This window comes from Bacillus sp. P4_D3, from assembly GCF_056401855.1.
In genome coordinates, this window is sequence record NZ_JBFUIN010000009.1 from 47,245 (window position 1) to 58,571 (window position 11,327).

Annotated in this window: 15 protein-coding genes and 1 rRNA gene; 14 read left to right on the forward strand and 2 right to left on the reverse strand. The window is 37.2% G+C overall.

Features of this window, described 5'->3' with window-relative positions; translation table 11 throughout:
- Positions 1-11: 11 nt before the first annotated feature.
- The 11 genes from AC1DTM_RS03510 (at position 12) to AC1DTM_RS03560 (ending at position 8,286) form a co-directional block, all read left to right on the forward strand.
- Positions 12-956, forward strand: a complete 945-nt coding sequence (locus AC1DTM_RS03510) for a DNA-directed RNA polymerase subunit alpha (protein ID WP_002091540.1) — start codon at positions 12-14, stop codon at positions 954-956.
- A gap of 35 nt (positions 957-991) precedes the next feature.
- A complete protein-coding gene (gene rplQ / locus AC1DTM_RS03515; protein ID WP_000331490.1) occupies positions 992-1,354 on the forward strand; it encodes a 50S ribosomal protein L17 in 363 nt (120 codons plus the stop codon).
- A gap of 106 nt (positions 1,355-1,460) precedes the next feature.
- Positions 1,461-2,303 carry an energy-coupling factor ABC transporter ATP-binding protein gene (locus AC1DTM_RS03520; RefSeq protein ID WP_002091544.1) on the forward strand — a complete coding sequence of 281 codons (843 nt, stop codon included), beginning with the start codon at positions 1,461-1,463 and terminating at the stop codon, positions 2,301-2,303.
- Positions 2,279-3,160 (forward strand): energy-coupling factor ABC transporter ATP-binding protein, encoded by an 882-nt coding sequence (locus tag AC1DTM_RS03525; RefSeq protein WP_002113327.1) that lies wholly within the window; start codon positions 2,279-2,281, stop codon positions 3,158-3,160. The genes AC1DTM_RS03520 and AC1DTM_RS03525 overlap by 25 nt, the downstream gene beginning before the upstream one ends.
- Positions 3,148-3,942, forward strand: coding sequence for an energy-coupling factor transporter transmembrane component T family protein (locus tag AC1DTM_RS03530; RefSeq protein WP_002091546.1), 795 nt, complete (start codon positions 3,148-3,150; stop codon positions 3,940-3,942). Before AC1DTM_RS03525 ends, AC1DTM_RS03530 begins: the two co-directional genes overlap by 13 nt.
- A gap of 14 nt (positions 3,943-3,956) precedes the next feature.
- Positions 3,957-4,700 carry a tRNA pseudouridine(38-40) synthase TruA gene (gene truA / locus AC1DTM_RS03535; RefSeq protein ID WP_088098627.1) on the forward strand — a complete coding sequence of 248 codons (744 nt, stop codon included), beginning with the start codon at positions 3,957-3,959 and terminating at the stop codon, positions 4,698-4,700.
- Between the two features lie 152 nt (positions 4,701-4,852).
- Positions 4,853-5,290 carry a 50S ribosomal protein L13 gene (gene rplM / locus AC1DTM_RS03540; RefSeq protein WP_002029337.1) on the forward strand — a complete coding sequence of 146 codons (438 nt, stop codon included), beginning with the start codon at positions 4,853-4,855 and terminating at the stop codon, positions 5,288-5,290.
- Between the two features lie 21 nt (positions 5,291-5,311).
- On the forward strand, positions 5,312-5,704 hold the full coding sequence (rpsI, locus tag AC1DTM_RS03545; protein WP_002009728.1) for a 30S ribosomal protein S9: 393 nt from the start codon (positions 5,312-5,314) through the stop codon (positions 5,702-5,704).
- Positions 5,705-5,866: 162 nt separating this feature from the next.
- Positions 5,867-6,295, forward strand: a complete 429-nt coding sequence (locus AC1DTM_RS03550; protein ID WP_002113330.1) for a DUF2521 family protein — start codon at positions 5,867-5,869, stop codon at positions 6,293-6,295.
- A 66-nt stretch (positions 6,296-6,361) separates the two neighbouring features.
- The gene (cwlD, locus tag AC1DTM_RS03555; RefSeq protein ID WP_002113331.1) at positions 6,362-7,075 is read left to right on the forward strand and encodes an N-acetylmuramoyl-L-alanine amidase CwlD; all 714 of its coding nucleotides are present in this window, start codon (positions 6,362-6,364) and stop codon (positions 7,073-7,075) included.
- A gap of 143 nt (positions 7,076-7,218) precedes the next feature.
- Positions 7,219-8,286 carry an Mrp/NBP35 family ATP-binding protein gene (locus AC1DTM_RS03560; RefSeq protein WP_002159599.1) on the forward strand — a complete coding sequence of 356 codons (1,068 nt, stop codon included), beginning with the start codon at positions 7,219-7,221 and terminating at the stop codon, positions 8,284-8,286.
- Positions 8,287-8,336: 50 nt separating this feature from the next.
- Here AC1DTM_RS03560 and gerD read toward each other — a convergent pair whose 3' ends face one another.
- Complete coding sequence (gene gerD / locus AC1DTM_RS03565; protein WP_016103303.1) at positions 8,337-8,954, reverse strand: spore germination protein GerD; 618 nt, start codon at positions 8,952-8,954, stop codon at positions 8,337-8,339.
- Positions 8,955-9,093: 139 nt separating this feature from the next.
- Here gerD and kbaA point away from each other — a divergent pair, with 139 nt between their 5' ends.
- Complete coding sequence (kbaA, locus tag AC1DTM_RS03570) at positions 9,094-9,705, forward strand: KinB signaling pathway activation protein KbaA (protein WP_016103304.1); 612 nt, start codon at positions 9,094-9,096, stop codon at positions 9,703-9,705.
- Positions 9,706-9,832: 127 nt separating this feature from the next.
- On the opposite strand, the gene pdaB is transcribed toward kbaA, so the two are convergent.
- Positions 9,833-10,597 carry a polysaccharide deacetylase family sporulation protein PdaB gene (pdaB, locus tag AC1DTM_RS03575; protein WP_016103305.1) on the reverse strand — a complete coding sequence of 255 codons (765 nt, stop codon included), beginning with the start codon at positions 10,595-10,597 and terminating at the stop codon, positions 9,833-9,835.
- Positions 10,598-10,790: 193 nt separating this feature from the next.
- On the opposite strand from pdaB, the gene AC1DTM_RS03580 reads away from it, so the two are divergent.
- Complete coding sequence (locus AC1DTM_RS03580; RefSeq protein ID WP_033710542.1) at positions 10,791-11,009, forward strand: hypothetical protein; 219 nt, start codon at positions 10,791-10,793, stop codon at positions 11,007-11,009.
- A gap of 224 nt (positions 11,010-11,233) precedes the next feature.
- Positions 11,234-11,327, forward strand: a 16S ribosomal RNA gene (locus AC1DTM_RS03585); the annotation flags it as partial.

The following is an 11,327-nucleotide window of genomic DNA, read 5'->3' on the forward strand; positions in this document are numbered from 1 at the left end:
GGGTTTAGTTAATGATTGAAATCGAAAAACCGAAAATCGAAACGGTTGAACTTAACGAAGATGCTAAGTATGGCAAATTCGTGATTGAACCGCTTGAGCGTGGATATGGTACTACTTTGGGTAACTCCTTACGTCGTATTCTTTTATCCTCACTCCCTGGTGCCGCTGTAACTGCTATCCAAATCGATGGCGTTTTACACGAATTTTCAACAGTAGAGGGCGTAGTAGAGGATGTTACTACGATGATCTTAAACTTGAAAAAGTTAGCTCTTAAAATCTACTCTGAAGAAGAGAAGACGTTGGAAATCGATGTACAGGGCGAAGGTATTGTCACAGCTGCTGATATTACTCACGATAGTGATGTTGAAATCTTAAATCCAGATTTACACATTGCAACGTTAGCAAAAAATGCGCATTTCCGCATGCGTTTAACTGCAAAGCGTGGCCGTGGGTATACGCCAGCTGTTGCAAATAAAAGCGAAGATCAACCAATAGGAGTAATTCCTATTGATTCTATTTATACTCCAGTATCACGTGTGACTTACCAAGTGGAAAAGACACGTGTCGGACAAGTGGCTAATTATGATAAGCTTACGCTTGATGTATGGACGGATGGAAGCATCGGGCCAAAAGAAGCTATCTCTTTAGGTGCCAAAATCTTAACTGAGCATTTAAATATCTTTGTTGGTTTAACTGACGAAGCACAAAATGCTGAGATTATGGTCGAGAAGGAAGAAGATCAAAAAGAAAAAGTTCTTGAGATGACTATCGAAGAACTAGATCTTTCTGTTCGTTCTTATAATTGCCTAAAACGTGCAGGAATTAATACTGTACAAGAGCTTGCGAACAAAACAGAAGAAGATATGATGAAAGTTCGTAACTTAGGACGTAAATCCCTAGAAGAAGTTAAACATAAACTTGAGGAATTAGGTTTAGGTTTACGTAAAGACGACTGAGGATTTAAACCCATCAACAAAGGAGGGAACTACGAATGGCATACAGAAAATTAGGCCGTACAAGTGCGCAACGTAAAGCTATGTTACGTGATTTAGCTACTGATTTAATTATMAACGAGCGCATCCAAACGACAGAAACTCGTGCAAAAGAACTTCGTTCTGTAGTGGAAAAAATGATCACTTTAGGTAAACGCGGAGATCTTCATGCTCGTCGTCAAGCAGCAGCTTTCATCCGTAATGAGGTTGCTAACGCTGAGACTGGTCAAGATGCACTTCAAAAATTATTCGCTGATGTAGCTCCACGCTATGCTGAGCGCCAAGGCGGATACACTCGTATTGCAAAAATTGGTCCACGTCGCGGAGACGCAGCACCAATGGTAATTATCGAGTTAGTATAATGATGATTAAAAGGGCAGGACAGTTCTTTTCAAGTAACTGGTCATGGCCCTTTTTTTTTAAGTATAAAAAAATAGGCTAACTTGGCGGAAGAAAGGGTGCCTTGTATTGAAAAAAGAGAAACTTCGGACAGAAAATATATCATTTCAATATCCTGGGGCAGCCTCTTATGCATTAAAAGATGTTTCGTTTTCCTTATATGAAGGAGAATGGGTATCTGTTATTGGACAAAATGGTTCAGGGAAGTCTACACTTGCAAAATTATTGAATGGCTTATTTTTACCGGAATCAGGGACAATTACTTTAAATGATACAATGATTTTATCAGAGGAAACAGTATGGGATGTTCGAAAGCAAATTGGGATGGTATTTCAAAATCCAGATAATCAATTTGTTGGAACGACAGTACAAGATGACGTTGTATTCGGCCTAGAGAACATCGGAATGCCAAGGGAGCAGATGATAGAAAGACTAGAACAAGCTCTGCAACTTGTCCGTATGGAAGATTTTTTAAATGAAGAACCCCATTCGTTATCTGGTGGACAAAAGCAGCGAGTCGCAATAGCGGGTGTTCTAGCACTTCAGCCATCTATTTTAATACTAGATGAAGCAACTTCAATGTTAGACCCTCAGGGGAGACGTGAAGTAGTAGAAACGGTCAGACAACTTGTTAATCAAAAGGGTATTACGGTGTTATCGATTACGCACGATTTAGAAGAAGCGGCACAGTCAGACCGTATTATTATTTTGAACAAGGGAGAAATATTAGAGGAAGGTACTCCAGAGAAAATTTTCAAATCCTCTCATATGCTCCAAGAGATTGGATTAGATGTACCTTTTTCGGTGAAAATAGCAGAATTATTAAAAAGAAATGAAATTCACTTGCAAAATACGCATCTTACAATGGAAAGCTTGGTGAACGAACTTTGGAGATTACATTCCAAAAAGTAGAACATCGTTATCAATATAAAACTCCATTTGAAAGACGCGCACTTTATGATGTAGACGTGTCGTTTCCAAGTGGGGGCTATTATGCCATTATCGGTCATACTGGTTCAGGTAAGTCGACGATGATTCAACATTTAAATGGTTTATTGCAGCCGACAAATGGTACGGTTCAAATTGGTGAACATTTAATTTCAGCAGGGAAGAAAGAGAAGAAACTTAAGCCGCTACGAAAAAAAGTAGGGGTTGTCTTTCAGTTTCCAGAACATCAACTATTTGAAGAAACAGTTGAAAAGGACATTTGTTTTGGGCCTACTAATTTTGGTGTATCTGAAGAAGAGGCGAAACAAAAGGCGAAAGATGCAATCCAGCTTGTTGGATTGGACATAGAGTTATTAGCACGTTCTCCGTTTGAATTAAGCGGTGGGCAAATGAGGCGTGTTGCAATCGCAGGTGTACTTGCGATGGAACCCGAAGTGCTTGTATTAGATGAACCTACAGCAGGGCTTGATCCGAAAGGACAGCACGAGCTCATGGAGATGTTTTACAATTTGCATAAGGAGCAGGGGCTTACAGTCATTCTTGTTACCCATAATATGGAGGATGCCGCTAAGTATGCAGATCAAATAGTGGTCATGCATAAAGGAACGGTCTTTTTGCAAGGAAGAGCAGAGGAAGTATTTTCACATGCTGATGAATTAGAACAAATCGGTGTGGATCTTCCAATGTCTTTAAAGTATAAACGTGCAATTGAAGAGAAGTTTGGTATTTCAATTTCGAAGGCTACCTTATCTTTAGAGGATCTTACTCATGAAGTTGTGCAGGTGTTACGAAAAGGTGGTCATGAATCATGCAGCAGTTGATTATTGGGAGATACATTCCAGGTCAGTCACTCATTCATCAACTTGATCCTCGTACGAAGCTGTTGATTGTCTTTTTATATGTATTTGTTGTTTTCTTAGCAAATAATGCGATTTCATATGGATTTTTATTTTTATATGCACTCATTGCTTTATTTTTTGCAAAAGTGCCGATTCGTTATGTACTTTCGGGCTTAAAACCAATTTTATGGATTTTTCTTTTTACATTTTTCCTGCATATTTTTACAAATAAAGAAGGGGAAGTACTATTCCAGCTTGGTTGGTTTTCGATACATGAAAAAGGATTAGAGCAAGGGATCTACATTTCTATACGATTTTTCGTTATTATTTTAATGACGACATTATTAACGTTAACAACGACACCAATTGAGATTACAGATGGTTTAGAGACGTTATTAAAGCCGTTGAAGCGTATGAAAGTTCCTGTTCATGAAATCGCATTAATGATGTCAATTTCTCTTCGATTTATCCCCACATTAATGGATGAAACGAGTAAAATTATGAAAGCGCAGGCGTCACGTGGTATTGATTTTGCTGGAGGACCGATAAAAGATAGGATGAAAGCTATTATCTCACTACTCGTTCCACTATTTATCAGTGCTTTTAAGCGTGCAGAGGACTTAGCGATTGCGATGGAATCTCGTGGATATAAAAGTGGCGAAGGACGTACTAAATTTAGGCAACTACGCTGGAAAATAAGTGATACAGTAACAATTGTAAGCTTACTTTGTTTAGCTTGTATTTTGGCATGGGTGCGGTCGTAATGGAGAATAGAGAAATGGAAAGAATAAAATGTACAGTTGCATATGATGGCATTCATTTTTGTGGTTACCAAATTCAACCACAGCATCGTACTGTTCAACAAGAAATAGAGAAAGCATTGCAGAAGTTGCATAAAGGAGAACTTGTTCGTGTGCAGGCATCAGGCAGAACGGATTCTACCGTTCACGCCAAAGGACAAGTGATACACTTTGATACACCTTTGTCTCTTGAAGAGTGGCAATGGAGTAATGCTTTAAATACAATGTTGCCAGATGATATTATTATCAGGCAGGTAGAGAAGAAAACAGAAGAATTTCATGCACGTTACGGTGTCGAGAAAAAAGAATATCGCTATCGTGTATTATTATCAAAGACTGCAGATGTATTCCGTAGAAATTACGTATATCAATATCCATATCCGCTCGAAATAAACTCTATAAGAAAAGCGATTCCTTATTTTATTGGAACGCATGACTTTACTTCTTTTTGTTCGGCAAAAACTGACAAAAAAGATAAAGTGCGAACAATTTATGAAATCGAATTAATTGAGCAAGACGATGAATTAATTTTTCGCTTTGTAGGTAATGGATTTTTATATAATATGGTCAGAATTATTGTTGGTACGTTACTTAGCGTAGGCCAAGGAAAGCTTGATTCTGATAGTATTCCAGAGATTTTAGCGAAACAAAATCGCCAGTTTGCTGGAAAGATGGCTCCAGGTCATGGACTTTACTTATGGCAGGTAAACTATAACAACTAATCCTGGTGTAACATTTGCTTGACATTAGAAACTCAAAAGTATATCATAACATATGGTATTGTTTCTAAAACCACGATTAGCCCCGGAAGGAAATCGTGTTTAAGATAAACAATAGATTTTTTCTATGGAAAAGATAACGAGGAGGGAAACACATGCGTACGACTTTTATGGCAAAAGCTAACGAAGTTGAGCGTAAATGGTATGTGGTTGATGCTGAAGGTCAAACTTTAGGTCGCCTATCTACTGAAGTAGCATCCATTTTACGTGGTAAACACAAACCTACATTTACACCACACGTTGACACGGGTGATCATGTAATTATTATTAACGCTGAGAAAATTCATTTAACAGGTAATAAATTAAACGATAAAATTTACTACCGTCACACTAACCACCCAGGTGGACTTAAGCAAAGAACAGCTCTAGAAATGCGTACAAACTACCCTGTACAAATGTTAGAGCTTGCAATTAAAGGCATGCTTCCAAAAGGACGTTTAGGACGTCAAGTGTCTAAGAAATTAAACGTGTATGCTGGAGCAGAGCATCCACACCAAGCACAACAACCAGAAGTTTACGAACTTCGCGGATAATTAATTAAAGGAGGGCTTACTTTGGCACAGGTTCAATACTATGGCACTGGACGTCGTAAGAGTTCAGTAGCGCGCGTACGCCTAGTTCCAGGCGAAGGACGCGTTATTATTAACGGTCGTGATTTTGAAAACTATATCCCATTTGCTGCATTACGTGAAGTAGTGAAACAACCTCTAGTTGCAACAGAAACTTTAGGTAACTACAATGTACTTGTAAACGTAAATGGTGGTGGATACACTGGTCAAGCTGGTGCTATTCGTCACGGTATTTCTCGCGCTTTATTAAAAGCTGATCCAGAATACCGTCTAACATTAAAACGTGCAGGTCTATTAACTCGTGACGCACGTATGAAAGAGCGTAAAAAATACGGTCTTAAAGGCGCACGTCGTGCACCTCAGTTCTCAAAACGTTAATTTTTGTGAACTTCAAACCCCAACCATTTTGGTTGGGGTTTTTTTATGTTTAATTCTTCTTTTGTAATTTTTTTAGCTTGGAATATTTTAGTGCTATCGTCCTGCGTATGCTTCTTCTTTAGAAGCTTAGACTAATACGTATTAGGGAGGTTTATAAGTACTATGAATGTCATTGTCAGCTTACAAGAAAAACAAAAAGAAAAGCAGTTAAAATACGAGCGGAAAATGCTGCGAGAATTATCATTAAAAACATTGCGTTCAAATATTCGTGATGCCTTTCAGATGCAAGAACTTCATCGTCAGTATGAAGATTATTGTATTGAACTAGGGATAGAATCTTATTTATTAGGAGCGAGATACAGTAAATTTGGTTATCATGGTGAATCATTCTTTGATGTGAAATATAGGGCTTTAGAAGAAGAACAACAATTAACTGAAACGTTATTTCAATTTTTAACGAGTATGACTATACGTGAAATTAAGTTGCAAGACGAGGAATTGCTTTTTGAATCTTGCCAGCAGTTTATCGGCTTGTGGTGGCAGGAAGGGTATGAAAAAGGCGAAAGAAGATATCGATTAAAGCTACACTAAGACAAGCATAAACTTTCCTCTTGTCCCATATAAGTAATTAGAGGGACTAGCTGGAGGAGGAAAGGTATGAAGAGAATTCGAATTATCTCTTTTGCGCTCGCTGCGGTTGTTTTGTTTTTTTTAGTTAAACAAGAATTTCAAATTACAAAATCGTGGCGAGCTTGGAATTTACCCTTATCAGGGAAAGTGATTGTACTAGATGCTGGGCATGGTGGGCCAGACGGAGGGGCTGTTGGTGGAAAGGATATTGTAGAAAAAGATATTACGCTTGAGATTACAAAAAAGGTACAAGATTATTTACAAGAACAAGGTGCTTTAGTTATTTTAACGCGTGAAGGAGATTATGATTTAGCTAATAAAGATACAAAGTCATATAGTAGACGTAAAGCAGAGGATTTAAAAAAGCGTGTTGAGATCATTAATAAGCCTGATGTAGACTTTTTTGCGAGTATTCATTTAAATGCCCTAACTAGTAGTGGATCTAAGGGCGCACAAACGTTCTACTACCGTTCTTCGATTGAAAACGAACGGGCTGCGAAATTTATACAAGCTGAATTGAGAACAAGCTTAGAAAATACGAATCGTTCTGCTAAAACAATTCCTCACGTGTATTTATTGAAGTATGCCAAAAAACCAGGTGCTTTAATTGAGGCTGGCTTTTTATCGAACGTGAATGAAAGATATATGTTAAATTCGGAGAAATACCAGCAAAAAGTAGCGGCTGCAATATATCGTGGTATATTACGTTATTTTACGGAAAAAGGAAATCCTCCAGAATAAGGAGGATTTTTCGAGTTTCTCTCGTTAACGAAGTTTTCCGAAAATATGTTATACTGGAAATGTAAACGCATTTATTTCAAAAATAAAGAGAGATAAATTTAATTAACATTACGTTATTTTTCATACAGGGGGCTGGGCTAATTATGGTAACAAAAGAGCAGGTAGTGGAAGCATTGGAAGGGATTGTAGATCCGTTTATACATAAAACGTTAAAAGAAACAAATGCAATTAAAGAGGTAACAGTCAAGCCTGAGAAGGAACATGTAAGTGTTAAAATTGCAATTGTAAAGACAGGTACAGCGGAACAAATGCAGTTGCAGTCTGGAATTGTAAAGTTAGTAAAAGAACTTGGAGCAACAACAGTTGGACTTCGTTTTGCAGAATTTACAGAAGAGGAATTAGCTCAGTTTGCACCAACGCAAGAGGAAGAGAAAAGTGAATCCTTATTATCACCGAACTCAAATACAACATTTTTAGCAGTAGCAAGTGGAAAAGGTGGAGTAGGGAAATCGACTGTTTCAGTTAACCTTGCAATTGCTTTAGCTCGTTTAGGAAAAAAGGTTGGTATCATTGATGCGGATATTTATGGTTTTAGTGTACCGGATATGATGGGTATAGAAAAACGCCCAATTGTAAGAGGTGATAAGATAATACCAGTGGAGCGTCTAGGTGTGAAAGTAATCTCAATGGGATTCTTTGTAGAAGATAACGCACCTGTTATTTGGAGAGGACCGATGCTTGGGAAAATGTTAAATCACTTTTTCACAGAAGTAGAATGGGGTGATTTAGATTACTTAGTATTGGATCTACCACCAGGTACGGGTGATGTTGCTTTAGATGTGCATTCGATGTTGCCGGCTTGTAAAGAGATTATTGTAACAACGCCGCATCCAACAGCGGCATTTGTAGCAGCGCGCGCTGGAGCCATGGCTTTACGTACAGAACATAGTATTCTTGGTGTTGTTGAAAATATGGCGTATTTTGAAAGTAAAGCAACTGGTGAAAAAGAGTATGTGTTTGGAAGAGGTGGAGGAGATAAACTAGCTACGGAACTCCAAACGGATGTACTTGGCCGAATTCCACTTCAACAACCTGATTGGAATAAAGAGGACTTTGCGCCGTCAGTATATGAAGATACACATACAACGGGTCTTATTTATCGTACGATAGCTGAGACAGTTATTGATAAAACAGCTGTTACACAAAAATAAAGTAGTAATGAGTGGACAATATATACATTGTCCGCTCATTACTATAATTTTTATTGTTGTTCTTTGTTCCCATCTTGAGAACCACCTTCACCACCTGCGCCTTTCTTATCAGACCCACCTTTTTCGGCTTTTTGTACACCTTTACTAATGATGTCAATCATCTTAGCTTGGAAGATTGGACTTTCGGCAGTTTCGGTTAGTACTTGCTGTAAATATTGACGATATTCTTTACTCTTCATTGTTTGTAACATAATTTTCTCTACTTCAGGATTTTTCATAATCTCTATAACACCTGATTGGTATTCAGGATCTTTTAGTAAAGTTTTCATTAAGTTCGTTTGTTCTTTTCCCATACTTTTAGCAAATTTCGATGAGAACTCAGGGTCTTTAAAGAGCTTTTCCCAGAATTGTTGCCCTTTTTCAGATACCATCGCATCTTCAATCGTTTTCTTTACTACTGTTTCATCTAGTATGAGGGCTTGTTTCATTTTTTCATCAGTTAATACATCTTGGATCGCCTTTTTTCCTTGATCGGTTTTTAAAATATCAACAATCATTTTTTTTGTTTGATCATAATCAAGTTCGGATTTTGCTTCTTTTTCTTGTGCACATGCCACTAGTGCTATAAATAGAAAAGAAGAAATCAAAACGAGCAGCATCCGTTTCATAAGTTGGAGCTCCTTTCAGCAAAGTTCTCTTTTTTTAATATAAATCTCTTTAAGGAATTTATACATTAACATGGCTAGCTTTTTGAAATTGTCATTGATACAATTCAATTAGAAATATAAGAATAATGGGGGATGTGTTGTGAATAGCCGCAAGTGGGTACGACTATTTTTTACGACGTTGTTTCTTGGTGGGATTAGCACAGTCTTTATTGGTTTTGTTTTAGAGTGGGACAAGTACGTTAAATTTTTTCAAAATTTTGACGGAAAGGAGATTCTAGCAGTTTCTTTTTGGTTGATGGGCGTAGGATTTATTTTTAGTGTTATAAGTCAAATGGGGTTCTTTGCATATTTAACGATTCATCGTTTTGGGTTAGGGATGTTTCGGTCATCTTCTTTATGGAATGCAGTGCAACTGTTCTTTATTGCGTTCGTATTGTTTGATTTCGTTTATTTAAGGTCAGTACTTATTGCAAATGGGGAAGTTTCGTTAGGGAATAACATACTTGTTGCTGGGATGTTATTTGTGTTTGGGGCAATTGTCGCTTACATAAAGAGTAAAGAAACGAATAAAAAAGCATTTGTTCCCGCTTTGTTCTTTATGGTTGTTGTAACAATTCTTGAATGGGTACCAGCGCTCCGGATTAATGATACAGATTGGTTATATTTAATGGTGATACCACTTCTATTATGTAATGCATATCAGTTACTTGTATTGCATCGTTTAATTGGACAAAAGAGTAAGTCAGTTTAATGAGAAGAGAATGGGTTTTTAATTAACCAGATTCTTATCGTCTGTAAACACTAGGATAAAAAAAGCTCTGCTATCTTAACGAAAGATAGCAGAGCTTTTTATGTGTGAAGAACCGTGTGGAAAGGAATTACTTAATATCTTCGCTTTTTGTACTTGTGTTGGAAATAAGTTGTGATACAGATGTTTGTTCATATCCGTCGCTCTTTAATTTTTGTAAGAGTAATGGTAAAGCCTTATTTGTTTGAAGGGCAGAATCAGAAGCATGTAATAAGACAATATCTCCACCCTTTAAATTGCTAGAGACGGTGGAAACGATTTTATTTACGCCGGGATTTTTCCAGTCATTTGAATTGTTACTCCAATGAACGATGGTGTATCCGAGTGATTCCGCTATTTTAAGAGTCGTTTTGTTAAAGTCGCCACTAGGTGGACGTAATAGCTTGACTTGTTTTACGCCAAGTTTTGTAAAAACATCTTGTGCCCGTAAAAGATCTCGTCGTATTTCAGTTGCTTCTAGTGAAGTGTAGGACGTGTAATTATAACCCATACTACCAATCTCATGTCCATCTTTCATGATGCGTTCGACAATATCAGGGTGTCTTTCAGCCCATGCAGCAGAGAGAAAGAAGGTTGCATTCTTAATTTCTCTTTCTTTGAGTGTATTAAGGATTGGAATAGCTTTTTGGTCTCCCCAACTAATGTCAAACGTGAATGCAACTTGTTTTTTTGCAGTGTCCCCTTTGTAAATCACTTTAGGGCCGGTAGCAGTTGAAAAAGCAGATTCATGTGAATATGTTTTTAAAAAGAGTAGCCATGCTGTAAATAAGGAAAGTACGACTATTAAGCTAATGTGTTTAAATGTCCTTTTACTCGTAATAAAAAAGAAAAACATAATATTACGCCCCTTTGTCCAATCCTTTTCAGTTACATATATGCTTTAAATTTAAAAAAGAGAACAAGGGATTAACATCGTAAGTGGTGGATATAATGAGTGATAGAATTTTGTTTTTTGATGATACATTATTGATAATTGAAAATGAGTGCGGTGTTTATCGGTACACGTAAGGAGTTATTGGGGTGATAATTTGCTTGGGATTATGTTGACGAAGGAAGAGAAAAAAGAAATGGAATACATACTGAAGAGAGAACTAGAGGAACTTTTATTTGATTTTGAAGATGAGCGTATACATAGCATTGTAAAAAAGGCGATGGAAGAAAGGTATAAAATCATTTTTTGTTTATTTCGGAGAGTTGCTAATAGGGAAGAATGTATTCGTTATGTAAGAAAAAGAATTTTTTATTAAAAAGTATTGACGTTAAGAGTAAGTATATGATAAATTAATAAACGTCGCTGATGCAGAAACACAGAAAACGACAAAAAAGAAATTGAAAAACTTAGTTGACATCGAAAAATGAAGATGTTAACATAAGGAAGTCGCAAATGAGCGACCGAGTAGTTCTTTGAAAACTGAACGAAACAAACAACGTGAACGTCAATTTTTATTTTTAGATGCTAGACAAACTAACTTTATTGGAGAGTTTGATCCTGGCTCAGGATGAACGCTGGCGGCGTGCCTAATACATGCAAGTCGAGCGRATGGATTAAGAGCTTGCTCTTATGA

Bases quoted from the DNA above. Each gene is read 5' to 3' on its own strand.
- AC1DTM_RS03510 (WP_002091540.1), top strand. From the start codon at position 12: ATGATTGAAATCGAAAAACCGAAAATCGAAACGGTTGAACTTAACGAA.
- AC1DTM_RS03530 (WP_002091546.1), top strand. From the start codon at position 3,148: ATGCAGCAGTTGATTATTGGGAGATACATTCCAGGTCAGTCACTCATT.
- truA (WP_088098627.1), top strand. From the start codon at position 3,957: ATGGAAAGAATAAAATGTACAGTTGCATATGATGGCATTCATTTTTGT.
- rplM (WP_002029337.1), top strand. From the start codon at position 4,853: ATGCGTACGACTTTTATGGCAAAAGCTAACGAAGTTGAGCGTAAATGG.
- AC1DTM_RS03550 (WP_002113330.1), top strand. From the start codon at position 5,867: ATGAATGTCATTGTCAGCTTACAAGAAAAACAAAAAGAAAAGCAGTTA.
- cwlD (WP_002113331.1), top strand. From the start codon at position 6,362: ATGAAGAGAATTCGAATTATCTCTTTTGCGCTCGCTGCGGTTGTTTTG.
- AC1DTM_RS03560 (WP_002159599.1), top strand. From the start codon at position 7,219: ATGGTAACAAAAGAGCAGGTAGTGGAAGCATTGGAAGGGATTGTAGAT.
- gerD (WP_016103303.1), bottom strand. From the start codon at position 8,954: ATGAAACGGATGCTGCTCGTTTTGATTTCTTCTTTTCTATTTATAGCA.
- pdaB (WP_016103305.1), bottom strand. From the start codon at position 10,597: ATGTTTTTCTTTTTTATTACGAGTAAAAGGACATTTAAACACATTAGC.